General features: G+C 36.9%; 20 protein-coding genes. 8 read left to right on the top strand and 12 right to left on the bottom strand.

What is annotated here, in order from left to right; genetic code table 11:
• Together rplQ and DWA31_RS12165 are read left to right on the top strand one after the other, a co-directional pair.
• Positions 1-301: 50S ribosomal protein L17 (rplQ, locus tag DWA31_RS12170; protein WP_114326849.1), on the top strand; the 301-nt coding region annotated here is incomplete at its 5' end.
• 512 nt (positions 302-813) lie between these two features.
• Positions 814-1,713 carry a phosphoribulokinase gene (locus DWA31_RS12165; RefSeq protein WP_114326848.1) on the top strand — a complete coding sequence of 300 codons (900 nt, stop codon included), beginning with the start codon at positions 814-816 and terminating at the stop codon, positions 1,711-1,713.
• A 34-nt stretch (positions 1,714-1,747) separates the two neighbouring features.
• Here the strand turns inward: DWA31_RS12165 and speD are convergent, their stop codons facing one another.
• The 11 genes from speD to DWA31_RS12105 all read right to left on the bottom strand — a co-directional run bounded on the left by speD (position 1,748) and on the right by DWA31_RS12105 (position 15,509).
• A complete protein-coding gene (speD, locus tag DWA31_RS12160; protein ID WP_114326847.1) occupies positions 1,748-2,506 on the bottom strand; it encodes an adenosylmethionine decarboxylase in 759 nt (252 codons plus the stop codon).
• A gap of 120 nt (positions 2,507-2,626) precedes the next feature.
• On the bottom strand, positions 2,627-2,986 hold the full coding sequence (locus DWA31_RS12155; protein WP_114326846.1) for a DUF3802 family protein: 360 nt from the start codon (positions 2,984-2,986) through the stop codon (positions 2,627-2,629).
• A gap of 359 nt (positions 2,987-3,345) precedes the next feature.
• Entirely contained in the window at positions 3,346-4,182 is an 837-nt protein-coding gene (locus DWA31_RS12145) for a DUF1338 domain-containing protein (protein ID WP_114326844.1), read from the bottom strand.
• Between the two features lie 41 nt (positions 4,183-4,223).
• Complete coding sequence (gene astD / locus DWA31_RS12140) at positions 4,224-5,708, bottom strand: succinylglutamate-semialdehyde dehydrogenase (protein WP_114326843.1); 1,485 nt, start codon at positions 5,706-5,708, stop codon at positions 4,224-4,226.
• Positions 5,709-5,769: 61 nt separating this feature from the next.
• On the bottom strand, positions 5,770-6,795 hold the full coding sequence (gene astA, locus DWA31_RS12135) for an arginine N-succinyltransferase (protein WP_114326842.1): 1,026 nt from the start codon (positions 6,793-6,795) through the stop codon (positions 5,770-5,772).
• 138 nt (positions 6,796-6,933) lie between these two features.
• Positions 6,934-8,148, bottom strand: a complete 1,215-nt coding sequence (locus DWA31_RS12130; protein WP_114326841.1) for an aspartate aminotransferase family protein — start codon at positions 8,146-8,148, stop codon at positions 6,934-6,936.
• 401 nt (positions 8,149-8,549) lie between these two features.
• Entirely contained in the window at positions 8,550-9,695 is a 1,146-nt protein-coding gene (locus DWA31_RS12125; protein WP_114326840.1) for an HDOD domain-containing protein, read from the bottom strand.
• 89 nt (positions 9,696-9,784) lie between these two features.
• Positions 9,785-10,372 carry an anthranilate synthase component II gene (locus tag DWA31_RS12120; protein ID WP_114326839.1) on the bottom strand — a complete coding sequence of 196 codons (588 nt, stop codon included), beginning with the start codon at positions 10,370-10,372 and terminating at the stop codon, positions 9,785-9,787.
• A 176-nt stretch (positions 10,373-10,548) separates the two neighbouring features.
• Positions 10,549-11,751 (bottom strand): alginate export family protein, encoded by a 1,203-nt coding sequence (locus tag DWA31_RS12115; protein ID WP_114326838.1) that lies wholly within the window; start codon positions 11,749-11,751, stop codon positions 10,549-10,551.
• A gap of 439 nt (positions 11,752-12,190) precedes the next feature.
• Positions 12,191-14,008: a bifunctional protein-serine/threonine kinase/phosphatase gene (locus DWA31_RS12110; protein ID WP_114326837.1), complete on the bottom strand. Its 1,818-nt coding sequence runs from the start codon at positions 14,006-14,008 to the stop codon at positions 12,191-12,193.
• A 19-nt stretch (positions 14,009-14,027) separates the two neighbouring features.
• Positions 14,028-15,509, bottom strand: a complete 1,482-nt coding sequence (locus DWA31_RS12105; RefSeq protein WP_114326836.1) for a NarK family nitrate/nitrite MFS transporter — start codon at positions 15,507-15,509, stop codon at positions 14,028-14,030.
• A 257-nt stretch (positions 15,510-15,766) separates the two neighbouring features.
• Here DWA31_RS12105 and DWA31_RS12100 point away from each other — a divergent pair, with 257 nt between their 5' ends.
• Positions 15,767-16,873, top strand: coding sequence for a DUF481 domain-containing protein (locus DWA31_RS12100; RefSeq protein ID WP_114326835.1), 1,107 nt, complete (start codon positions 15,767-15,769; stop codon positions 16,871-16,873).
• Between the two features lie 148 nt (positions 16,874-17,021).
• Positions 17,022-18,083 carry a DUF481 domain-containing protein gene (locus tag DWA31_RS12095; protein WP_245942606.1) on the top strand — a complete coding sequence of 354 codons (1,062 nt, stop codon included), beginning with the start codon at positions 17,022-17,024 and terminating at the stop codon, positions 18,081-18,083.
• A gap of 280 nt (positions 18,084-18,363) precedes the next feature.
• Here DWA31_RS12095 and DWA31_RS12085 read toward each other — a convergent pair whose 3' ends face one another.
• Complete coding sequence (locus DWA31_RS12085) at positions 18,364-19,611, bottom strand: YcbX family protein (protein ID WP_136037993.1); 1,248 nt, start codon at positions 19,609-19,611, stop codon at positions 18,364-18,366.
• Positions 19,612-19,807: 196 nt separating this feature from the next.
• Here DWA31_RS12085 and mpl point away from each other — a divergent pair, with 196 nt between their 5' ends.
• The 4 genes from mpl to DWA31_RS12065 all read left to right on the top strand — a co-directional run bounded on the left by mpl (position 19,808) and on the right by DWA31_RS12065 (position 25,464).
• Positions 19,808-21,202, top strand: coding sequence for a UDP-N-acetylmuramate:L-alanyl-gamma-D-glutamyl-meso-diaminopimelate ligase (gene mpl / locus DWA31_RS12080; protein ID WP_114326832.1), 1,395 nt, complete (start codon positions 19,808-19,810; stop codon positions 21,200-21,202).
• Positions 21,203-21,223: 21 nt separating this feature from the next.
• On the top strand, positions 21,224-21,871 hold the full coding sequence (locus tag DWA31_RS12075; protein ID WP_114326831.1) for a flavin prenyltransferase UbiX: 648 nt from the start codon (positions 21,224-21,226) through the stop codon (positions 21,869-21,871).
• Positions 21,872-22,060: 189 nt separating this feature from the next.
• Positions 22,061-23,668 (top strand): methyl-accepting chemotaxis protein, encoded by a 1,608-nt coding sequence (locus tag DWA31_RS12070; RefSeq protein WP_114326830.1) that lies wholly within the window; start codon positions 22,061-22,063, stop codon positions 23,666-23,668.
• Between the two features lie 218 nt (positions 23,669-23,886).
• Positions 23,887-25,464, top strand: a complete 1,578-nt coding sequence (locus DWA31_RS12065; RefSeq protein ID WP_114326829.1) for an EAL domain-containing protein — start codon at positions 23,887-23,889, stop codon at positions 25,462-25,464.
• The last annotated feature ends 22 nt before the right edge of the window (positions 25,465-25,486 follow it).

Here is a 25,486-nt window from a genome sequence, read left to right as displayed (position 1 = left end):
AACGACTGTAGCTAAAGCTAAAGAACTACGTATGGTAGTAGAGCCATTGATTACATTGGCTAAAACCGACAGTGTTGCAAATCGCCGTTTAGCGTTTGCTCGTACACAAGATAAAGAAGTAGTAGGTCTTTTATTTAACGAACTTGGTGCACGTTACCAAGAGCGTCCAGGTGGTTATACTCGCATTTTAAAATGTGGTTTCCGTACTGGTGATAAAGCGCCTATGGCTTATATTGAATTAGTAGACCGCCCAGTAGTAGAAGATGCTCCTGAAGTAGTTGAAGAGTCAGCAGAAGCTTAAGCACTAGCTTACTTTGTAAGAATTAAAAAACCGAGCTTAGGCTCGGTTTTTTGTTTTAGACTAAAAAATATTTTGAATTGATTAAATAAAAATGCTGGGTTAATAAAGGATTTCTTTTATTTATAGTAGTAAAATCGAAACTTTGAATAAAATCAATGACTACTTTATGGACGTCTCGTGTAAACGGAATATCATTATTAATATCAGTATTTAACTTATGCTATCCAGTGAATAACTAGAATAGGCAAAGCTTATTACTATTAATGTTAACATAATGCTAAAATAGCTAGGCTACTATACTGGTAATGAAATATATTAATAGTAGGGGCTCATGTTTACCCCAATAAAATAGACTTCAGTCGGTTTATATTTGAACATTGTAAATGTAAATACCCTAAGAATAGATGGTTATATCTCTAACATAAGTTTGGCTAAGTCTTACCTATTGACCTTATTAAAAATTACCCGTGTAAAATAGCTAACTTTTAATCTATCTGTTGAGTCCTACGAATATGTCTTCACGTAATCCTATTATTGCAATCACAGGCTCGTCTGGCGCAGGAACTTCAACGACCACTTCTGCATTTGAGCATATATTTAGGACGTTGGGAGTAAGCTCAGTTAATGTTGAAGGGGATAGTTTCCATCGTTTTTCTCGCCAAGAAATGGATCTTGAAAAACGTAAAGCGAAAGAAGCGCGTTCAAATATTAGTTATTTTGGTGATTTAGCTAATGATTTTGATGCTTTAGAAAAATTGTTTTCAACTTATGGAGAAACGGGTAAAGGCATGATGCGCCGTTATTTGCATACTTTTGATGAAGCAGTGCCCTATAACCAAATGCCCGGCACATTTACCCCCTGGGAAGAGTTGGGTGAAGGCACTGACCTTTTATGTTATGAAGGTCTACATGGCGGGGTGGTAACTGCAGATAACGACGTCGCTAAGCATGTTGACTTACTTATTGGTATGGTTCCTATTGTTAATTTAGAATGGATCCAAAAAATCGTTCGAGATACAAAAAAACGTGGTCATAGCCGTGAAGCTGTTACTGCTAGTATAGTGCGGAGTATGGAAGATTATATTTCCTTTATTACCCCGCAATTTTCACGTACCCATATTAACTTTCAGCGAGTTCCTACCGTTGATACTTCTAACCCTTTTAGCGCTAAAGCTATACCAAGTTTGGATGAAAGTTTTGTTGTTATCCGTTTTCGTGAAGTAAAGAATGTCGATTTTCAGTATTATCTGCGGATGATTGATGGATCATTTATGTCACGGGTTAGTACATTAGTGGTGCCAGGGGGTAAGATGAGCCTTGCCATGGAGTTGATCTTAACACCACTTATTCGTGATTTGATTGAACGTAAAACACAGGCAAATAAGCAGCTCGATTGGATGAGTGATTTGTAAATATAGTTGCGAGTTAATAGTATCTAGTTACGAGTTATGCGGAGTTTGTGAATAGCTGTTGCAACTCTCGCTCTATTTGAATTTTTATTTCATTTTGCTGGGTAGTGCTTAAATCAGCTCGATTATACTCAAACAAGTAATCATTAACAGCAATCTCATTTTTACATAGTTTAGTGTGAAATAAGTTGTGTGCGATTAGGTTATGGCTTTCTACTTTAAAAGTGTTTTTTAGTTCAGCACTAAGGTAATCACTAATATTATCCAATTTATCATCAACAAATAACTTTTCCCCATGCTTATCTCGGGTCATTCCACGAATGCGATAATCAATATCAATAACATCAGCATCAAACGATTCAATAACATAATTAAGCACTTTTAGTGGTGAAATAATACCACAGGTTGATAGTTCAATATCGGCTCTGAAAATAGCTATACCATTTTGTGGTGATTCTTCAGGGTAAGTATGAATACACAAATGGCTTTTATCTAAATGGGCAACGAGTGATTCAGAAGTAGACTTGGATAACGGTTCGGCTTGTGACTCTTCGGATATCATTAAGGTAACACTTGCACCTTGAGGTTGGTAATCTTGTTTGGCAATATTTAATACATTCCCCCCAATAGCATGGCATATTTTAGTCAGTACGGTATTGAGATTGTCAGCGCTATAGCGCTCTTTAATAAACAGGTTATAACGTTCTTGCTGATTAGTAAGGTAATGCAATTTATATAAGGAGAAACTTAAACTCTTAGTTAAATTATTGAAGCCAAATAAAGTTATTTCGTTCATTGATAGTTATTCTATGATGATTGATAGATGATGACTAATTCCAACGGTGCAACCGTTGATGGTTTGTAGGGTCGTTGTGTAAACTTATCACATCAACGAAGGTGTAATTTCCTAAATATTTTATGAATTTTTGGTCCGTAAGATATTAATTTCGTTATCGAATAAGTTTTTGATTAATGTTGCAAACTCTTTGATAAACCGACGTTGTGCTTCAGTCGTAGGATTATCTACTATTCCTGAGAATATTTCTCCAAGATCATAAACGATAGCGTCAACTTCACGTATAATAGTATTACGTTGACTAAAGCTTAAACCTACATTTTGACCACAGACTGAAATGATTTGTTCACTTAATTCAATTTCAATAACGTGCATTACGGTATCAGCACTTTTGTTTGTAACAACGATATTTTCAAATAAGTTTAAATGCTCAGTTAAATATTCGATAATATGAATATAACCTTCAGTATCTGTGACCATAATAATTGTTTGAATACCTATTGAGTGTGATAAACAGATTATATAGCTGTAACTCTACAATTTTTTTGTCGGGTTAAGCAAGTAGAAAATAGAAGGTGAGTTAACTCACCCTGATAATTACGCTTATAGCATGTTATACCCATGTTACTTCAACACGTCGGATTCAGCTGGAGTTAGAAACGTTTTTAGGAAAGGCTTTGATTGCAGATAATGGTTGTTCCATTGTCGAAATCAATAACGTAGCATAAAGCGTTTCTAAACCAGCCTTACAGGGGCCCCTGATCAAATCATGTTCTTCGTTGCATCTCTTTTTAAGGGAACGACCCTTAATAAAAAGATGCGCCTTGATCATGAATCGTTCAGCTGCCCTGAAACGCACATCTTGAAGTATCATGGGTATAAGTAGTATTTGTACTTTCAAAAATTTTATCGGCAGAAGCAGCAACGAAACCCGTATAAAGCTCACCGTTATCTAATGGATAACGTTTAGCAAACTCATAAAAGCAACTGGGGATTTCTCTGGTTACATCAGAAAACTCAACCAGTGCTTTATCTGCTAAAATGGATGACTGCTCTAATTTTACCGTTTCATCACCTTTAACTTCACCGCCAGCACTGTTTAAGGTATAGCCGGCTTTTTTAAGCGTGTCATTAACATCAATAATAGAGTCGAAACCATCAAGATGGTTTATGCTAACAGTAAAGTGATTTGCACGATAACCCCAAGCGGCTAGCCATGCTGCGTATTCACTTGTCGCTAGTAATGTATTGTAGTCAGTTGAACTTATTTTCCAAGGCCGACCACAATAGAGAAAATCAGCTTTTTCACTAATGTTTTTAGGTAGCTGATTTACGAGATTATGGATGATTTCTTGTACTTCAGCCGAAAACTCTTCAACCCGCAATTCACTGATAAATACTTTTGGCATAGTGCTAGTGCTGTGTTCAAAATGCTTAGCAGTTAATTTTTTATCAGCAAAATCATATTGACCACATTCAGTATAGCCAATTGAAATAAGGTGCTTTGCCAATTTAGCTAAGTTCACTTTTTCAATATTGAACGTACGGTAAGCGACATGATCATTAATCACGTCATTGCCATTACCAAGTAAGTGGTGAATTTTATTTGCCGAAGGAGTAACGGTTAAATACTGTTGCCAAATTTTATCAAAAAGGGCTATTACTTTCGCAGTCATAATTATTCCTATAAAAGTTAATAAAAGTATCTTTTAACATGTTAAAGCTTAATGCCTGGGCTTAATGTTACAGGCAATGACACTTTATTAGCTTCCACTGAAGCAATAGGATAAGCGCAATAGTCAGCGGCATAAAAAGCACTCGCTCTATGGTTACCACTAGCCCCTATACCGCCGAAAGGTGCGGCGCTACTAGCGCCTGTAATAGGTTTGTTCCAGTTAACAATACCAGCCCGAATACGTTTAAAAAAGTGATTGTATAAAGCTTCACTATCACTTAGTAAGCCAGCGGATAACCCAAAGCCAGTGTTATTTCCTTCATCTATGGCGGCGTCAAAGTCAGTGTAACGATATACTTTTAACAACGGGCCAAAGTATTCTTCATCTGGAACATCAGCAATAATATTTGTTACATCAATGATACCGGGAGAAATAAAGCCCGTATTTGCTTCAAGGTGTTTTAATTCAATGATTGAACTAGCACCTAAATCAATTAATTTTTTCTGCGCGGCGACTAAACTTAAAGCTGCTTTTTCTGAAATCATCGAACCGATAAATGGTTGTTCTTCATCGTCATAATAGCCAATAGTTAATGCTTTAGTTACTTCAATTAACTTGGTTAATATAGCCTCACCCTGCTCGCCTTCTTCGATAAATAAACGACGAGCACAAGTACAGCGTTGACCTGTAGTTACAAAGGCCGACTGGATAATGTCGTGAACAACAGCAGTTATGTCACTAACCTCTTTAACGATAAGTGGGTTATTACCACCCATTTCTAAGGCTAATATTTTACCCGGCTGTCCGCCAAATTGTTCATGTAAATAGTGACCAGTTGCTGAACTTCCTGTGAAGAATAGTCCGTCGATCATTTTGTTGCTTGCCAGCGCCTTACCCGTTTCTATTTCACCTTGTACAAGGTTGATAACACCAGCAGGAATACCAGCAGCCAACCAAATTTTCAATACTTTTTCTGAAACTTTTGGCGTTAATTCACTGGGTTTAAATACGATGGTATTTCCGGCAATAAGCGCAGGCACAATATGGCCATTTGGCAAATGTCCAGGGAAATTATAAGGACCAAATACGGCGACAACACCATGAGGTTTATGACGAATAAAAGCTTTGGCTCCGGGCATCGGATTTTCAACCGTACCTGTACGTTCTTTATAAGCGTTCAGAGAAATATTGATTTTACCTACCATAGCACCTACTTCACCGAGTGTTTCCCAGCGAGGCTTCCCTGTTTCAAGGGAGATGGTATTTGCTAATGCTTCTTTATTTTCGCCAAGTAATTCAGCGAACTTTGTTATGATACTAACACGCTCATCAAAACTGATAGTTGACCAACTTTCAAAGGCAGTGCGTGCACTATTAATCGCTTGCTCTACTTGCTCAGGAGATGCGGTTTTTCCTTGCCAAATAACGTCGTTACGCGCAGGATTAACAGAGTTAACGTCATGACCTAAACCTGCTTGCCATTGACCATTAATAAGCTGAACTTTATCTGAATAATTGGTAGACATATTTATTCCTATTAAATTTAGGCTGTTATACCAAGTGTTCAATTAATTATTTCAATTGGTATTAGTTACTAATAAGGCGAACCCAGTCTCCTTGTTTTACCTGTAGTGCATTTGCTATATCGCTAGTGATCACCACTTGATTTGCGGTTTCACGTAATGTTAATTTTATTTGTGTTGCGCGAAAATCTTGAACCTTGGTATTGCATATAATGTATTTTTGGTTGCTTTCACCACCGCATGCATTATCAATTAACACTTGATACTTATGACTATCACGAATCGCTCTTATTTGTTTCAGCTCTGCTTCAACGGTCGGGCCAGCATCAAAAATGTCGATATAACCTCGACGAGAAAAACCTTCCGCTTCAAGTAAGCGTAGCGCAGGTACGGTATTATTATGTACCTTATTAATTACTTGCTGAGCTTCTTTGCTTAATAAACTGACATATACGGGATATTTAGGCATTAATTCAGCTATAAAATCCTTATTACCTATACCGGTGAGATAATCGGCTTTTGTAAACTGGATAGATAAAAAATGCTCTTCAAGCCAATCGTAAAAAGGGGATCTACCTTGCTCATCACTAACGCCACGCATTTCAGCAATAACACAATTTGCAAAGCGCTCGCTATGTTCAGCCATAAACAAAAATCGACAGCGTGATAAGAATCGACCATTACCATCTTTTCGATGACTTTCTTGCAGAAATAAAGTACAAATTTCGGTAGCACCAGTATAGTCATTACATAAAGCGAGTGTTTCAACGGTATTGTGAATATTTAGTTCACGTGAACTATGTACAACCTTACCTAAGTGATAATGATAAAAAGCATTATCTAACCCGACAGCCGCTTCTATACCCGTAGTACCAATTACTTGGCCTGTTTGGGTGTCTTCCATGACAAATAAATAACCTTGATTACCTGGCTCACAAACCTGTAAACGAAAAGATTCTTCTGAGTGATTAATACGGTTTTTTAATATTTCTTCGTTTACAGGCAATGAAGTAAAGCCATAACCTGAATCAATGGCAATACGATGTAAATCGTTATAATCAGTTGCTTTAATAGGGCGGATAATAATCATAAATAGTTCTCGATGATTAGATAAAACCCAAGTAACATTTATGTACTACCACATGAACGTTACTTAGGGTATTAAGCAGTACTGTTTATTTAAACCAAACCAAATAATGAATTAGTCAATCCATTACTTCAATTGGTATCAAGATGCTAATGAAACCACTGCTTTTTCAAAACGCGCTAAACCTTCAATAATATCTTCATCAGGAATAACTAATGACGGAGCGAAACGTATAACACTTGCACCAGCAACCAAGGTCATTACGCCTTCGGCCATCGCGGCATCTAAAAAGTCTTTAGCTTTACCTTGGTACTTTTCGTTTAATACCGCGCCAATGAGTAGGCCTTTACCTCTAATTTCACTAAAAACGTTATATTTAGTATTAATTGCATTTAAGCCATCTATGTAAAGTTGTGCTTTAGCTTTTACGCCAGCAAGTATTTCGGGCGTATTAATTGTATCAATAACCGCTTCAGCAACAGCACAAGCCAGTGGGTTTCCACCATAAGTACTCCCGTGAGTACCAACTTTTAAATGCTTGGCTATATCCGTAGTGGTTAGCATAGCGCTAATTGGGAAGCCGCCCCCTAAACCTTTAGCTGAAGTTAAAATGTCTGGTGTGACGCCAATATCCATGTAGGCATAAAGTTCACCTAAACGGCCAGCGCCTGTTTGAACTTCATCAAAAATTAACAATGCGTTATGTTCATTACATAATTCGCGCAAGCCTTGAATAAAGCCAGCTGTTGGCGACACAATACCACCTTCGCCTTGTAATGGTTCAACCATAATTGCGCAAGTTTTATCTGAAATTAATGCTTTAACACTTTCTAGGTTATTATATTCGGCATGATCGATATCACCTGGTTTTGGACCAAAACCATCAGAATATGCCGCTTGGCCACCAACGGTTACGGTGAAAAAAGTACGACCATGAAAACCTTGTTCAAAGGCAATTATTTGAGTTTTATCACTGCCATGAACATCTATCGCCCAACGACGCGCTAATTTTAATGCGGCTTCGTTTGATTCAGCACCCGAATTAGCAAAATAAACTTTATCTGCAAAGGTAGTATCGACTAATTTTTTAGCTAAACGTAGTGCAGGTTCATTGGTCATAACATTGGATACATGCCAAATTTTTTCACTTTGCTCTTTTAACGCACCAACTAAAGCCGGATGACAATGTCCTAAACTGCTCACTGCAATACCGCCCGCAAAATCGATATACTCTTTATTTTGTTGATCCCACACTCTAGAGCCTTGACCACGTACAGGAATAACAGCAGAAGGTGCATAGTTTGGTACCATTACATCATCAAATGTATCGCGGCTTACAGGAAAGTGTTCTGACATCTTTAAAATCCTCATTGATTGGTGGAGTGTTTGTAACGAAATGACTAACTTCAGTATAATAAGCAAGGAAATTTATTGCCTTTAATTATAGGTTAGCGCTCAAAAATAGACAGTAAGACCAATTGAAGTAATGAATGGAATTGAGTCATTCATTATTTCATTCATTATTTCATTCAGTATAAGTATGACAGAACAAAGGAAAGTTGTCTTATTTAATAACTCTGTAGCCTAGTGAAAATAAAGGGTTAAAGGTTTTATTCAAATTTTGTGAATATTTATAGATAGTCAGTAAATTAGCCAGGGACGTACTTTTGTTAGTGGGAAAGTGCTTGGTTGATAAATGCTATAGCGAGGGGGATTTCATAAATAATCAAAAATAATCTTATTTCAATATACAGACCCTAGTTAAACTTTAACTTTATGTGGTCAATATCACTTTTATTTAATAAAGAAATTTCTTTTTCACTCAATTTTACCGTCTCGAATAAAAGGCTCATTTCATCATCATTAATTAAGTTAGCATTACTTAAACTACGATAATTTACATACACTTTTGCTTTAGCAACGACTTGTGCAATAGGAGACATTTCATCAACATTCTCACTATAAGCTAAATCAAACATTGCTCCGGTGATAGGGAGCCGAGTAAAGTTCATTAATTCGATTAAGTCCGCCGATAATTTGCTACTACGTAAGGTCAGTTGCTCTAACAATAACCCAGGTGAATTATCAATTTTAACCAGTACATTATGTAATAGTTTGTCTTTGTCTTCGACGGCCTGATGTAATGCATCTTTATACATATCATTATAGGTATTTAAAAAGCATCGTGTCACCGCTAATTGACCTATGTTTGACAGCATGCCGGTGGTAAATGCAGTATACCAATCTAGTTTTTTATCTTTGGCTAATACGCGGGCAGCGAGCGCTACTGATAGACTATCATTCCATAATTTTCGTTTCATTAAGCCGTAGGGAGCAGTACTATTAGGTAGCCAATGTTTAAGAATAAATGTAGGCATAACCAACTTTAAGTTATCTAAACCAATATAGCTTAATGCTAACTTTGCATCGTTCACTTGAACATCGGCTCGTTTTCGATATTGAGGCTTGTTTACTAAACTGATTAAGTCTGTGGCAAGCCAGAGTAAAGAGGAAGATAATGGTTGTATTTTATTAATTGATGTCGCTCGTAACGACAGTAATTCTAGAATGGCTGGCGCAGCGTCTTCAATGCATAAAATGTTATGGTATAAATGGGTTTTATTATCAAATTCTTTATTAACTTGGTTGCGAACTTGTTCATAGAATGTGTCTGTTACTTGGTTGCGAAAATGCTTTTCACCATACGCAGCAACAATTTTTTCCTGTTGGGCTTCTCTTTCAACGCTTAATAATTCACGGCGACGATTTTCTTGTTCACTACCTTGGTGATTAACAAGGTTGATTTTTCCATCTTGTTGGTCAGCAAAGTCTTTACTAATAGACAAACTTAACGCACGTTGGTGTATAGATGAAATGATGTCGTTAAGTTCAAAAATTTGCATAATGCTTCGTGGCTATCGTAGTTAGTTAAAATGGGCGTTAATAGTGTAAGTTTATCGGTTTATACCAATAAATCATTAATTTTATGTAATTATCTTTTGTATAACTCAATAAAGTTTTGTAAAAGCGCTTGGCCTTGTTCGGTTAAAATTGATTCGGGGTGAAATTGCACACTACAAATCGCGAGCTGCTTATGTTGCAACGCCATTATTTCATCTCTATCGCCTTGTTCATTAATACTCCAAGCAGTGATGGATAATTCATCAGAAAGTGATTGTTCATCAACTATAAGTGAATGATAACGAGTAACGCGTAAAGGATTTTTTAGCCGCTGAAATAATCCTTTGCCATCATGTTTAATTGCACTCGTTTTACCATGCATTAATTTTTGTGCTTTTTTTATTTTAGCGCCAAAGTGTTGAGCAATACACTGATGTCCTAAACATACGCCTAGCAAAGGAATGCGTCCGGCAAAGTGTTTTACCACAGCTAAAGATATTCCTGCATTGTCAGGATCACAAGGGCCGGGAGAAATAACTAGGTAAGCAGGGTTTAGTTTTTCAATTTCCACTAAACTGATTTCGTCATGACGAAAAACTTTTACCTCTTGACCTAGCGCTTGAAAATAATGCACCAGATTGAAAGTGAAAGAGTCGTAATTGTCGATCATTAATAACAAAGTCGATAAGCCTAACTATGAAAACCGCGGCTATTCTAATCCTTCGACAAGCTCAGGACAATCGGAATTTTACTCGAAAGAGAAGAAGCAAGAAAACTATGCATAAGAAAAGGCACTTAACTCGCGTTAGGTGCCTTTTAAACTTTTCTTGTAGCTTACTATCTTACTATAGCTAATTAAAACTTAGCGGTAGCTTGTAACCACAATTTATTGGTATCAGTAAGTTTTCCGTAAACATCACCTTGACTATAGTTAGAAAACTTCACTAAAACGCCATAGTTTTTATTTACTTTATAGTTAGCAACTAAATCTAATTCGTTACCAAAATCAATGCCACCTACATCAGACGAAAAATCATGGTAAGTTGCTGCTAATTTAACACCAGAGACAGCACCTTTTACTGTAAGGTAAATATCTTCCATACCTTCTTTAGGCGTGCCTAAAAACTTATCTGCCCAGCCTTGGAATTTATGTTTAGTTGCTAGGGGCGTGTTAAAACCAACATTATTATCACTACCTAATAGTTCATAACCACCTAATACTGTAACAGTACTAAATTTATAGCCTACTTCAGCATTTAAGTATGTTGCTGTGTAACTGTTAGGATTTTTGCCATTGTCACTTTGACTTGCTGCGCTTGCATTAACAAGTACAGGACCAAATTTACCGTTGTAAAGTGCGCCGTATGTGCTACTAGAGTTGGCTGCACCGGTTTTAAAATCTAAAATATAAGCAAAAGCCGCAACTTTATGAGCTTTATTGATTTTGTAGCCTAGGTTAGCTAAATGAAAATCACCACTGACATTTTTAGCAAAGATATCATTGATATTATGAATGTAGCTATAATCAACTGAGAAAGCGCCTGTATTATATTGAGCACGAATACCATCATAGGTTTGTTCGTTTTGACGCCAGCCAACACCACCAACAAAACGTTGGTTATTATGTAAAATGCGTTGACGACCAGCAATGGCACTGAAATCATTTCTAGTGTATTTAATATAGCCTTGGTTTACATCGGTTCCCGTAGGATCGGCAACAACAGAGTAATTGTTATCTGCGCCAACTTTATCCCAGTAGTTATCAGCTAAAGCGCTCACATGATCAACCTCTAAACCAAGAGATAAATTATTGTAATTACCTGTTTTGATGGTAAGGCGGCTTTTTACAGTTAATGCATTTGCATTATCTCTGGCATTATCTTCATCAACACCTTCGTAGCGAGCGCGAAAAGATAAGTTGACCTTGCTATCTGCTAATGCATCAGTAATGCCTTTACCATGTGCAGGATCTGCTGCAAAAGCAGCAGGTGCTGATAAAATAGCAGCGGTTAATAAGGAGAGCGTAAATGTTTTTACGTTGATATTTTTTGTATTCATTAGTAATGTCCCATTTTATGTTTTATAAATTGTCTAAAATTTGTATTGGTACGTTTTATTATGTAGTTTTATGTACGCTTAGGTGGATTCTTACACTCACACTGACTTGATAAGTTGATTTAAATCAAGTTGTGAAATCAACTTGCTAAATAGATAATATATATTGATTTGAATCAAGCTTTCTCAAATTTGTAGGCTTGTGTCTAAGGGCGGATATTACTGAGTTATTTAAATTACTTTGCTATTGGCTAGTTATAATGATTAATTTGACTTGGTTATACTTTTCTTTTGTTAAGAAAGCACCTGAGGGTAAACTTGCTGTCGTGCAATTAGATTATGGTGCTATTACCATTGATGAATAGGGCGATATAGATCACAATTCAGGCATCAAAATACGCGGTTAACTTTGGTTTTTTAAAGAGGAACAAAATGAGTGTATTTAGTAAAATAAGCTCAACATCAAACAAATAAATAATACTAATGAAGTTCCTTGCCAAAATTTCACGGGATTCCTTTGTATTAATGGTTGGCTTTTATATTCATCAATAGCCTCGATATTAGGTTTACTCAAATTAGCATAGAACTCAGAAAATACCTGTGGACGTAAATTAGGATTAGCTTGTGTCGCCTGTTGCAATGTTAAATCTAACCAAAGTGGTAAATCATTTCTATGTTGTTTAATACTGCGATAATGCCATTGCTGATAATGAGTGTAATTATTATTAGCTCTAACATTTGGTTTATAAGGTAACTCACCAGTTAGCATCTCATAGCAAATAACACCTAAAGAAAATAAATCACTTAAATGATTTGCTTTCATCGTTAGCAGTGTTTCAGGGGCAATATAATTTACCGAACCTTGCGGTACACTTTCTAGTAATGTCTCTTGATTTTCATCTAATGAAGCAACAAATACAGCACCATAATCTATTAACTTGATTTGCCCGTATTGGTCAATCATTATGTTATCAGGCTTTAAATCTCTGTGCACAACCTCGAGGCGTTGAAATGCACGTAACGCTGAAATTATTTGTTTGATAATATCTCTTACTTGGCCAATACTCGGGTGTGGGTTGTCATACATCCACTGGGTTAATGTTTGGCCGTCAATATATTCGCTGATGTGGTACAGAAACTTACTATTGTTATCGAATGGCTTTGTGGCCATAACATTAACGTGGTTTATTCGCTCTCCAAGCCAAGCTTCACGAAAAAACGCCTGCAAATATAGTGCATCTTCAGTAAAGTTTGCTGATGGTGTTTTAAGGGTTAATGTTTCGCCAGTATCGCTATCTTCAACAAGGTACACATGCGATCTATTACTAGCATGTATGATTTTTTTTATTTTAAAGCTATCAAGTGTTTGACCGATTTCTAAAGCAGGTGGAATCGCTTTTTTACGTAATTCGGTTTCAATTTCCGCTAATTGTTTATTAGGGAGATTGGTAACCATGACTAAAAGGCAGCTGACATTATCATCACTACCTGCTGCTAATGCCTGCTCAACAAGGGCTTTACTCAATCGCTCTAATTCTAAATTATCGGGTTCACTCGATAATGTGTTTAACAATGTTGTAACTTGTTTTTTCGTTAAAAATTCATGAACACCGTCGCAGGTAAGCAGATAAATATCGTTTTTTTGCAAAGAAACTTGATGAACATCTACTTGTAAACGAGAATCTGCACCTAGTGCTCGCGTTAAAATGACGGATTTATGGCCTTGCTTGCAATTATGATCTTGGCTTAACGCTTCGAGTTGTTTATTGCGATATAAAGTGATTCGAGTATCACCTACATGAAAGATATAACCGGTCGCTGATTTTAAAATCATCGACGAAAAAGTGGTTAACCACTGTTGTCGCTGTGAAGAAAGGTAATGGTCTTCATCAAGAGCACTACTTTTTTGAGAATATAACCACTGATTTAAACTGGTAATAACCTTAGCGGCAGATTTTTGAGTCGACCATGTTGGCGGTGTGGAGTAGTAGTCACTAATAAATTGAGTAACAGCCAATTGCGATGCTTCAGCGGCTTTATCAGCACTAGAAACACCATCGGCAATACAGGCAATGACGCCTTTTGATATGAGATCATTTTCCTTGGGAGGAACTAAGGCTGCAAAGGCGTCTTGGTTTTCTGCCTTGATACCAGCACAAGAATAACCGCCAAATTTGACTTGTAAGCCTACTGTGGACTGTAGTTTATCTGTCAGCTTATTATTAGCGGTATCATTCTTTGTCTTTGCAACCTCGGTCATCACTTAATTCCCAATTAATTTAATGAACTTGAATTAGTTCTACAGTACCATCTTCACGAACTTCGGTAATTGTTCCTTTAGGCTCAGTCATGAAGAGTAAGGTGATAAAACCAACAACAGCAGTTGCAGCTATCACTAAAAAGAAATCTTGATAGCTCACCATTGAAAGTACAGTTAAGTAAACAACCGCACCTACATTACCATATGCCCCTGTCATACCAGCTATTTGGCCTGTTAGACGACGCTTGATAAGTGGTACTGCAGCAAATACTGCCCCTTCGCCAGCCTGTACGAAGAACGAACAGCCCATAGCGGTAACAACGGCTAATGCTAAAGGCCAACTACTATCAATAGATGACATAGCAAAATAACCTAATGCTAAGCCAGCCGTTAAAATAAGCAAGGTTTTCTTACGACCGAATTTATCACTTAACCAACCACCACCTGGGCGAGACATTAAATTCATAAAGGCATATAGGGAAGCTAACATACCGGCATAAACCATATCTAAAGAAAATACATCAGCAAAAAATAATGGCAGCATAGAAATAACTGCTAGTTCAGAACCAAAGGTAGCAAAATAAAGTATGTTAAGTACGGCAACTTGTTTGAATTCATAACGGTGAATTTCAGGAACTTCTTGAGTAAATATATGACCGTTTACTTTATAGGTTTGTCTAACTTCAAGGATAAATAATACCACTAAAGAAATATAAGCAATAAGGGCACTTTGCTCAGAAAGTAACTGAACACCTGCTGGTGATAATTTCCAAGTTAATAATGCTAATGCTCCATACATCGGTAGTTTCATTAGTAATAATAAGAAAAAGTCACCTTTACTGGTAACTTCCATCGCGCCAGTTTGTGTAGGTTTAAAGTAAGTTGAACCTTTAGGGGTATCGGTTACGTTGATATACCAAACAACACTAAATAATAAGCTCATTAAGCCTGTTAAGCCAACCGCGTAGCGCCAGCCTTCATCTATACCAAAATACTTTGTGACAAAAAGTGCAATCGCAGGTAAAGACATCGCAGCAGCGGCAGATCCAAAGTTGCCCCAACCGCCATAAATACCTTCAGCAGTACCTAATTCGTTAGCAGGAAACCACTCACTTACCATACGGATGCCAACAACAAAACCAGCACCAATAAAACCAAGTAAAAATCTTGCTAGTGCGGCTTGATGAAAGTTTTCAGCCAAAGCGAACATAAAACAAGGAATACTACATACAGCTAGTAAAATGGCATAGGTAATTCTAGGTCCATATCTATCAGTTAGCATACCAATGATAATGCGTGCAGGTATGGTTAATGCAACATTAAGAATTAATAAGGTTTTTATTTCACTACTGCTTAATCCTAAGCTTTGCGCAATAACGGCTAATAAGGGCGCATGGTTAAACCATACGGCAAAGGTGATGAAAAAAGCCATCCAACTGAGGTGTAAAACTTTCATTTTACCAGTAAAGGACAATATTTTTATGCCTGTTTGAGCACTCATGAGTAACTCCTTGTTAAATATAAAAAGTAAAAGTTGAATTACGTGAGAAAGAGCAATTAAAATGCCAAGCCGCACTTTCTTTATATATTCTTTATTATCAATTGCTTGAGGTTGTCACGTTTAAGGTGGGCTGTTTTTTTTGCACTGTACTTATCTATATGCACAGATGGAGTGCAGTAGTTGTTGCTTCTACTTTCTTACTGGTATACTAGGGCTAGCTTACTTATCAAGACTACAATAAAGAAAATAGTTCGCACATGAAAATTAATTTATTAAAGGTATTTTGTTGTTTATTCTTATCCTCTTTTACTGCCGTTGCCACTGAGAATGTAGCCGATTGGCAGAAACCGAATGTTCAATTTAAGCAGGATTTTGATTGGCTAAAGCTTGCTTCTGATGAATGGTTAAAAGGTGACTTTGTTTCAATGTACGACGAAGAGCTTGAATTTGATAGCGATGAGCTTGATATGCAAACTATTGATTGGGAAGATGTTGCCGAGTTAAGAAGTAAAAGTATACTTAGTATCCGTATGATTGATGGCACTATTGCTGAAGGTTATTTAGTGGTAAAGGATGGTAAATTAACGTTAGTACAAAATGGTCAGGCAACTAACTATAAAATGTCAGAATTAATTTCAATAGCATCTTCAGCAAAAAATGAACTTGATTTATGGGATGGCTATATTAAATTAGGCGCTAATTTTCGTCGAGGTAATACGGTACAGTTTGACTATAACCTAACAGCTGGAGTTCAGCGAAGAAGTTCAAGTAGTCGTTTAAAAGTAGATTACACGGCAAACTATAGTCGTTATGAAGACCAAGATACTAAGATAGAATCTGTTACTGCTGATAGCGCTAGGTTAACATCTACTTATGATTGGTTCTTTAGTCAAAGAGTATTTTTACGAGCCACGGATTTTGAGTACTTCAGTGATGAATTTCTCAATGTTGATTATCGGTTAAGCTACGGTATTGGTCTTGGTTACCATCTCATTGATAATAGTCGTACTTCTTGGGATGTTAATGCCGGTCCAAGTTATCAAAAAACAAAGTTTAACAATGTAGCTATAGACAAAGAGAGTAGTGAATCATCACCGGGTTTATCTTTGGGTACCGATTTTACCTATGAAATTACCGGTGAAATTGACTTTGATGCCTCATATAATGTTCAATTTGTTAGTGATGAGTCGGGTGAATATTTACATCATTTTGAAACAGGTATAGAAATAGAGTTAGCTAGTGATTTTGATCTTGATATAACCTTATACCTTGATCGTACTGAAAGCCCTCACGCAGATGAGTTTGGTAATATTCCCGAAAAAAATGATTATCGTTTTGTGGTTAGTTTAGGATATGATTTTTAACTCTCAGTAGTGAGGTTTTTTAATAAATAAGAGTCTTAGTAACAGAGTGCTACCGGTTAGCGCTCTTTTTTTATTTTAGTTTTTAATGGTGTCGTTTTTTAGTTTTATGATTAGGCTTTTATTTTCTTTATTTTTTATCGCTCTGGGTTTGAGTCGTGATATTTATGCGCAATCAAACGACATGAGTGTTGTTACTTGGCAGAAACCCACACCTGTTTTTAGTCAATCGTTTGATTGGTTGAAACTAACCTCTGATGAGTGGCTCAAAGGTGACATTATCTCTATGTATGATGATGAACTTGAATTTGATAGCGATGAGTTTGGTGTTAGGTTTTTCGATTGGGAAGATATCAGCGAACTACGTAGTCGTTTTGATCAACAAATCCGCTTGGCTGATGGCCAGATTGTGCAAGGGTTTCTTATTGTTAAAGAAGGTCACCTTACTTTAATAAGTGGAGGGACGGAGCAACACTTTCCTTTAGCTGACTTACTTTCGATCACTTCTGCTGCAGATACAAGAAAAGAGCTTTGGGATGCTAAAGTGAGTGTAGGTGTTGATCTCAACAAGGGTAACTCCAATCAACTTGACTATTTGGTGACCGCTCAAGCACAGCGCCGCACGCCTTTCACTCGTCTTAGGGCTGATTTTACTTTTAACTATAGTGAAGCATCTAACGATGATGTAACCAATGTATCGGTAAATACACGACGTTTTAATACTTATTTAGATTGGTTTTTTAATGCGGAGATATTCTTTCGAGTTCTTGAATATGAAAATTACAGTGATCTTCAGCAAAATATAAAAGTTCGACATAGCGTTGGTACTAGCTTAGGTTACCATATTGTAAACACTAAGCGTATTGAATGGGACTTTACCGTTGGACCTAGTTATCAAAGTACTCTGTACCATTCTGCAGCGGCTAATGAGTCGGATGACAGTGCAGCGCTAAGTTTTAGTACTTTGTTTGAATATCAAATCTCGAGTAAAATAGACTATATCTTAGATTATCAAATGCAGTTTGTTAGTGAGGAGTCTGGAGCGCGAAATCATCATTTTAAATCAGGCTTTGAATTGGAGTTTATTAAAGATTTAGATATTGATCTACTCTTTTACTTCGATCGAATTGCAAAACCTGTTGCCGTTATTGTGCAAGAAGCACCAGAATCAAATGATTATCGTTTGGTGCTTAGTGTTGGCTATCGATTTTAGTGTCAGTTATCTATACTCATGATACTTCAAAATGTCTGTTTCAGGGCTACTGAGTAATTCATGATCAAGGCGCATCTTTTTATTAATTGTTCCCTTAAAAACAGATGCAACGACGAGCATGATTTATTCAGAAGCCCCCGCAGGGCGAGTTTTAAAGGCTTATATGCTGTGTTATTGATTTCGACAATGGCGCTACATGGATGTAGCTTATATGGACAATGCGGGAGCATATTGTCCTGAACAACCATTATCTTTAATCAATGCCTTGCCTCTAAGCCTTTTAATTCTCGCTGAAACGAGCATTTCGAGGTGACATGAGTATATGTTTAATCACTACATCACTTTGCGCAAGACTAGAACAACATAAAATATAGCCTTGTTGTTTTTCTTCTGCTGATAAACCCTCATCAGCTAATTGAGTGACTTCGCCACTAATTAATTTAGCCTTACAGCGACCACACATACCCCCTCGACAAGAAGAAGGGATAATTAATCCTGCTTCCTCTCCATGCTCTAACAAGGTTTTTTGGTTATCTGCAGGTTGGGTTTTATTCCAAGTTGCAAATTGTATGGTAACTTTTTTCTTTTTATTCACTGTGTCGGTTACTGCCGTTGAGTTAGGTTGATTAAAACTAGGAGGTTGCTGTGACTTGTTAATAGTAAGTTTATCACCTTGTTTTATGCGACCACTGGTTAATGGTATTAAATTTTGACCGAATAACACTTCGCCATTGCTGGTTTGTCGATACGTTTTCAGTGTGCTTAGCGGTTGCTGTTGAGCATCTTTTATCCCATCTTCAGGATTCACCGTTGTAAATATACAGCGCTCGCAAGGTTTGCTCACTTTAAATTCAATATCACCAATGCGAATGTATTGCCAACCGTCTTCGGCAAATGGCAAGCAGTTATCAACAACAATATTGGGACGGAACTGTGCCATTGAAACTTTTTTTTGATTATTAGCGAATAGTCGTTGATTGAGATCATCTAATGACGCTTGAGAAATTAATAGCAGTGGATAACCATCAGCAAAAGCGAGTTTTCGTGCATCGTCAGTATTCGTTTTTTTCATCCGAGATGATGCTTCGCCAAAATATAATAATTGACAGGCTCGTTGTAAGTACTCACTAATCCAGGAGTTGGCTTTTGTCGAACAAAATTGCCCAGCTATTTCATCGTCCCATACCCTTACATTTTGGTATTGACTGCTAAAATTTTCATATTCTAGCGATAGCGTTGGCATATTTGGGGCAGACAACTTTATTCCTTGCTCGGTAAGTTCCGTGGTAACCAAGCAGAGTGTTGGCTCCGTACGAGCGGTGATAAATTGCCCTGAGTTATCACTAATAACAAAGCGTCGATCGAAGGCTAAGCCTAATTCATCAATATTTGCATGAGGCAAACTGATACCCATCGTTGATTTAATGGGGTAAATATAAAGATTACTAACGGTTACTGTTGGCATATTTTGTTTAATAGTTTTTACTTGTCCTGAGGGGATATACCCGTAATCATTCAAAATGCTCAAGCTCTTCTACGATGGGGCTAAAAACGATTCATACTGCGTTATTGATTTTGACCATGGAACAACGATGCTCCGCAATCAAAGCCTTGTCTAAATCGTTTTTTCTCCCACTGCAACCTGCACTTTGAAAGGTCACGGGTATAATGTATATTAAGTGTCATAATGTTTCATCCTATTTTAGCTGATTTTTTTATACACCATGACAAATAAAATTCAACATCTTCATATCCTTGGTATTTGCGGTACTTTTATGGGCGGTATTGCCGCGATAGCCAAAGAGCTTGGTTTTCGTGTTACCGGCTGCGATGCACATGTTTATCCTCCCATGAGTACACAACTAGAAGAGTTAGGCATTGAATTAAAGCAAGGCTATAAAACCAAACATTTTAATGATGAACCCGATTTAGTTATTGTTGGCAATGCCATGTCTCGTGGCAATGTCATGGTAGAGTATATGCTTGATCGTAATATTCCTTATATTTCTGGCCCGCAATGGTTATTAGAAAATGTACTCAAAGATAAATGGGTATTAGCGGTATCAGGTACTCATGGTAAAACCACTACCAGTAGCATGCTAACTTGGATTTTAGAATACGCACATTTATCACCAGGTTTTCTTATTGGCGGCATACCTCAAAATTTTTCATGTTCTGCGCGACTAGGTAACGCTCCCTTTTTTGTTATTGAAGCGGATGAATACGATACCGCTTTTTTTGATAAACGCTCTAAGTTTGTACATTATCGTCCAAGAACGTTAGTGATTAATAATTTAGAGTTTGATCATGGCGATATTTTTAATGACTTATCAGATATTCAACGACAATTTCATCATTTAATTCGTATGGTTCCCAGTAATGGCTTGGTTTTGTCTCCGAAAAATGAAATGGCGATTAATGATACTTTAGCTATGGGCTGCTGGACAACTATAGAGCACAGTGCATGTGCTAATGGTTGGCAAGCGAAAAAACTGATTGCTGATGGCAGTGAGTTCATCGTAACGTTTAAAGGCGAAGAGCAGGGGCTAGTGAAGTGGCCGCTTATTGGTGATTTTAATATTGAAAATGCATTGATGGCGATTGCTGCCGCACGTCATGCTGGTGTACCAAGCCATATCGCTATTGAAGCCTTGGCTCTATTTGTCAATAGTAAACGTAGATTTGAGCTACGTGGTGTAGTGAATGATATCAGTGTTTATGATGATTTTGCCCACCACCCTACGGCTATTGCTAAAACCTTAGCGGGCGTGCGGGCAAAAGTGGATAATATAAATTGTACAAGCGCTCAAAAAGGACGGGTATTGGCGGTACTTGAACCGCGCTCAAATACCATGAAATCTGGCGTGCATAAAGCGGCTTTACCCTTATCTTTAGCACAAGCGGATCAAGTGTTTATTTTTCAAGATGAGAAAATAAAATGGTCAGTTAGTGATTTAATTGATACTTGTCAACCGCCATGTTTTGTGGAAAAAAACATTGATGACTTAGTGGTTAAAATTGTTGAGGAAAGTCAAATGGGCGATACTATTGTGGTGATGAGTAATGGCAGTTTTGATAATATTCATGAAAAAATATTAACTGCAATTAATAATAATTAATTCTAAATAGGGAATAGGCTTTTGGCAGCACTCAACACGGTTAAATTTAATGCTAAACAATTTGATAAAAAGATAACTTTAGCCATTACTGGCGCTTCAGGCTCTGCTTATGCTTTACGTTTGTTAGAATGCTTACTTGCGGCTAATTACCAAGTATATTTATTATGCTCAAGTGCTGGCAGAATAGTACTTGATACCGAGCTTGATTTTAAATTACCTGCCTCGCCTGATGCTGCCAGTGCAATACTCATTGAGAAATACCAAGCAAAGGCTGAACAAATCATTGTTTTTGGTAAAGAACAATGGTTCTCGCCAGTCGCTTCTGGCTCGGCTGCGCCTAAGGAAATGGTGGTATGCCCTTGCTCAACAGGCACGTTAGCTGCTATTAGCCAAGGGATGAGTGATAACTTAATTGAACGGGCAGCTGATGTGGTTATTAAAGAGCGTGGTCAGTTAATTTTAATGGTACGAGAAACACCTTTATCAACGATTCACCTCACTAATATGCTGAGTTTATCACAACAAGGGGTAACGATAATGCCTGCAGCGCCGGGCTTTTACCATCAACCACAATCTATAAATGATTTGATTGATTTTATGGTCGGCCGAGTATTAGATCACCTTGGCATAGCGCAAGAAATCATGCCGCGTTGGGGTTATCAAAACTAATTACTCTCTACTTATTTTACTTCTTCACACCATACTATTACGCTTCTGTATTTCCCAAGATGCTGTTTGAGCAATAGTTTTTCTATGAGTTAAATCAATAAACCTTAAGCTTTATATTTATTTGTCGATAGAGCATTATATCATGTAGGTATAGTGCTCTTTTATTTATATTTTTCACTGGAAAATTTTATGTTTCAACAAATGTCTTTAGCGACAAAAATTAATGCGGCTTTGGTTTTAATCGGCTTATTATTTTTAAGTACCACGATATTTTTTTTCTACGATGATGAAAAAGAATTAGCAGAACATTTTGTTGAGCGTAATTTAGAAAGCTTGGCATTAAATTATTTTGATTCAGTCAATACCATGATGTTAACGGGAACTATTGGTAATAGACAAATGATTCAAAATAAAATTATTAGTCAAGATGACATTGTAGAAGCGCGTATTTTGAGGGCTCCGGCGTTAACTAAAGTATTTGGAGAAGGTTATGCCGATCAAAGTGCTAAATCGCTCTTTGAGAAAGAAGGGTTAGCAGGCACAAAAGCGTTTAAAGAGTTTAAGCAAGACGGCAAGCGTATGATGAGTTTCATTATGCCCATTGTAGCCAGTGATGATTACCGGGGCACTAACTGTTTGACCTGTCACCAAGTAAATAATAATGAGATTTTAGGTGCGGTAAAAATTACCTATGATCTGTCTTCAGTTGACCAAGATATTGCCGATTCGATTACTCATGCGACTATTTTACAACTTATAATTACCCTTATTAGTTTTGGCTTATTAAGCTACACCTTAAAAAAAGTGGTTTTCGTTCGCTTAAAAACATTGCTAAATACCATTAAAAGCGTTGAAGAAAACCTTGATTTGAATACCAAAATCAAAGTTAAATATGATGATGAACTTGGCGCTGTAAGTTCAGCCTTAAATGGCATGATGGCAACCTTTAGAGAAAGTTTTTTATCAATCTCTGAAGTAACGAATAAATTGACTCTATCAGCTCAAAGTGTTGATGAAATATCATCATTAACCCGATCTGCGGTGTTAGAACAAAAAAATGGCACTGATTCAGTTGCTGCCGCTATCAATGAACTTGATGCTTCTGCGAATGAAGTACAACAAAATACCCAAAGTGCGGCAGATAAATCTGTATCCGCTAATGAAAGAGCATCAAAGGGCTTAACCTTAGTTGAACAAGCCCGAGATGGCATCGATGAATTGCGAGATAAAGTCATTGATAATACTAATATGATTACTGAGTTGAGTAATAAAACTAATGAAGTCAGTAGTGTTTTAGAAGTGATAACAGCGATTGCGGAGCAAACTAATTTATTAGCATTAAATGCGGCTATAGAAGCTGCTCGGGCGGGGGAACAAGGCAGAGGCTTTGCTGTTGTTGCCGATGAAGTGCGTTCACTCGCCACTAGAACGCGAGAATCTATCGATCAAATACAGTCAACTATTGGCGCTTTACAAAAAGATGCGAAAGGCGCGGTTAATTCAATGAATGATGTTAGCCAGCAAGCGAACGAAAAAGCGGAAGATGTTACTAATGTTGCAAACCTTTTAGTTAATATTTCTCAGGAAATAAAAGAACTTGATGAGCTAAACTGTCAAATTTCAGATGCGGCTAGACAGCAAAATTTAGCTGCAGACGAGATTAATGTTAATGTGGTTAATATTAGTAATGTGGCTGAAAAGTCGAGTGAAGATGCTATTCGTGGTAAAGAAATAAGTGAACATTTATTAACGCTATCAAAAGATTTAAATAACCAATTGGCAAGATTTAAGTTATAGGATATGGTGGGTAATATGATTATTAAGTCAGAGCTAGCATGCCCAAATTTCCATTATAAGTATAAGTAGGAAGTAGGTACTTACTCATCTGCACCTATATTTGTCATTTCTATAATGTTTTAGCTCCGCAAATAATTATATTGGTTTAGTATGGAATAATATCAAGGCTTTTTTCAGCTGTAATTTTTAGGTTTGCGGCTTTCATAGTTAAAATTAGGATGGTAAGTGTGCGTTCATTTTCTTTGTTTATGTTATCACTACTGCTTTCATGTACTGCTTATGCAGACCAAGAATCTCTGTATTCTTCTGATACTATCACCACTTTTTTATTGGGCGTAAGTCTACCGATAATACTGTTTTTTTGTTGGCAATTATTTCGCCGTTTTACTCGTGAAACGTTACCGTTAACTGCAGAACATCAGATAACCAAAGAAGAACTATTTAATTATACTCACGATTTAGCGACCAACCTACCGACAGCTCAACATGCACTGAAACAGTTTGAACAGGCTCTGAAAACGACGAAAAAGGCAAGTATGGCCGCGGTTGTTTTTAAACCGATTAATTTTCAGCAAGTGAATACTGTTTTAGGTCACCATAATTCAGACATATTATTGTTGCAATTAGCTTTTTGCTTAAAGAAAAGTGTCGCTAATAATCAAAGCTTACTTAGTTTTGATCAAACCCCTGAGGCGGTAAGATTAGCTCGATTACACGGTTTAGACTTTTTAGTGGTATTTGATCTATCTTCGAGCAAGCATGATGCTAAGAGCGTGCTTGATAACTTATGCCAGCAACTCGCTAAAGCGGTTCCTGAAGCAATGAGTTTTAAAAGCTTTTCATTAAACTTTGAATTAGCTTTTGGTATCGCTATAAGTGGTGAACACGGCAATAGTGTTAATGAGATAGTTGCTCATGCAACGGATGCTTTGTTAAAAGGCGAAGAGGATGAGCAAAGGATTCAATATTTTGATAATAGTGCTGTTTTATACACAGAGCAGCAATTATTGTTAATGGAGCGTTTGCGACAAGACATTCTTGCTGAAAACCTACATTGGTACTTACAACCGCAAATTAATGTTAATGATCAAAGTATTGTTGGTTTTGAATTAAAAGTTCATTGGTATTATGGAGAAGAAAAGCCTTTAGAGTTATCCGATTTCATCGAACTTGCTGAGCATAGTGGTGAAGTATATCTATTAACGAAACAGATGATAATCCAGGCTTTTGAGACATTATCTACGTTAAATAAACTTGGCGTTCAACAACGAGTCTCAGTTAGTTTATCGAGCAAAAATTTACTTGAACCTGATCTAGTCGATTTTATTGGACAGCAAATGGAAAATTATAATGTTGCTGGCAAATACTTAATGATTGAGCTCAGTGAGCAAGTGATGTTATCTGCATGTCAACGAGCGAAAAAAACCATAGATCAATTAAAATCTTTAGACGTTACTATTGCCATTGATGATTTTTCAGGCAGTTATGAATCGTTACGATATTTACGAAAAATGACGGTTCATCAAGTAAAAATCGACTGTCAACAGCTAGTCACTAACGAAGATAATCGCGCTGACAAAGCGATCATTAATGCGTTAATTACTTTAGCTCGTAGTATGAAATTATCGTTAATTGGTACTAATATTGATAGACATGAAACCGTTAATAGTTATATAGCAATGGGCGGTAGTCTAGTACAAGGGAGTATTATTCACGATGGATTTGTACTTGACGAAATGGAATTATGGCTTAAAAAATGGTTTACTCAGCACCCTGAAGCTAAGCCATCTAAATAATTAATAATTTTGCATCTTCAAG

It is taken from the genome of Candidatus Colwellia aromaticivorans (assembly GCF_003333305.1).
In the GTDB taxonomy this organism is placed as follows: domain Bacteria; phylum Pseudomonadota; class Gammaproteobacteria; order Enterobacterales; family Alteromonadaceae; genus Colwellia; species Colwellia aromaticivorans.
This window is presented reverse-complemented; position numbering and strand designations above follow the sequence as displayed.

Coding starts and splice junctions, on each gene's coding strand:
- DWA31_RS12165 (WP_114326848.1), top strand. CDS start 814: ATGTCTTCACGTAATCCTATTATTGCAATCACAGGCTCGTCTGGCGCA.
- speD (WP_114326847.1), bottom strand. CDS start 2,506: ATGAACGAAATAACTTTATTTGGCTTCAATAATTTAACTAAGAGTTTA.
- DWA31_RS12155 (WP_114326846.1), bottom strand. CDS start 2,986: ATGGTCACAGATACTGAAGGTTATATTCATATTATCGAATATTTAACT.
- DWA31_RS12145 (WP_114326844.1), bottom strand. CDS start 4,182: ATGACTGCGAAAGTAATAGCCCTTTTTGATAAAATTTGGCAACAGTAT.
- astD (WP_114326843.1), bottom strand. CDS start 5,708: ATGTCTACCAATTATTCAGATAAAGTTCAGCTTATTAATGGTCAATGG.
- astA (WP_114326842.1), bottom strand. CDS start 6,795: ATGATTATTATCCGCCCTATTAAAGCAACTGATTATAACGATTTACAT.
- DWA31_RS12130 (WP_114326841.1), bottom strand. CDS start 8,148: ATGTCAGAACACTTTCCTGTAAGCCGCGATACATTTGATGATGTAATG.
- DWA31_RS12125 (WP_114326840.1), bottom strand. CDS start 9,695: ATGCAAATTTTTGAACTTAACGACATCATTTCATCTATACACCAACGT.
- DWA31_RS12115 (WP_114326838.1), bottom strand. CDS start 11,751: ATGAATACAAAAAATATCAACGTAAAAACATTTACGCTCTCCTTATTA.
- DWA31_RS12110 (WP_114326837.1), bottom strand. CDS start 14,008: ATGACCGAGGTTGCAAAGACAAAGAATGATACCGCTAATAATAAGCTG.
- DWA31_RS12105 (WP_114326836.1), bottom strand. CDS start 15,509: ATGAGTGCTCAAACAGGCATAAAAATATTGTCCTTTACTGGTAAAATG.
- DWA31_RS12100 (WP_114326835.1), top strand. CDS start 15,767: ATGAAAATTAATTTATTAAAGGTATTTTGTTGTTTATTCTTATCCTCT.
- mpl (WP_114326832.1), top strand. CDS start 19,808: ATGACAAATAAAATTCAACATCTTCATATCCTTGGTATTTGCGGTACT.
- DWA31_RS12070 (WP_114326830.1), top strand. CDS start 22,061: ATGTTTCAACAAATGTCTTTAGCGACAAAAATTAATGCGGCTTTGGTT.
- DWA31_RS12065 (WP_114326829.1), top strand. CDS start 23,887: ATGGTAAGTGTGCGTTCATTTTCTTTGTTTATGTTATCACTACTGCTT.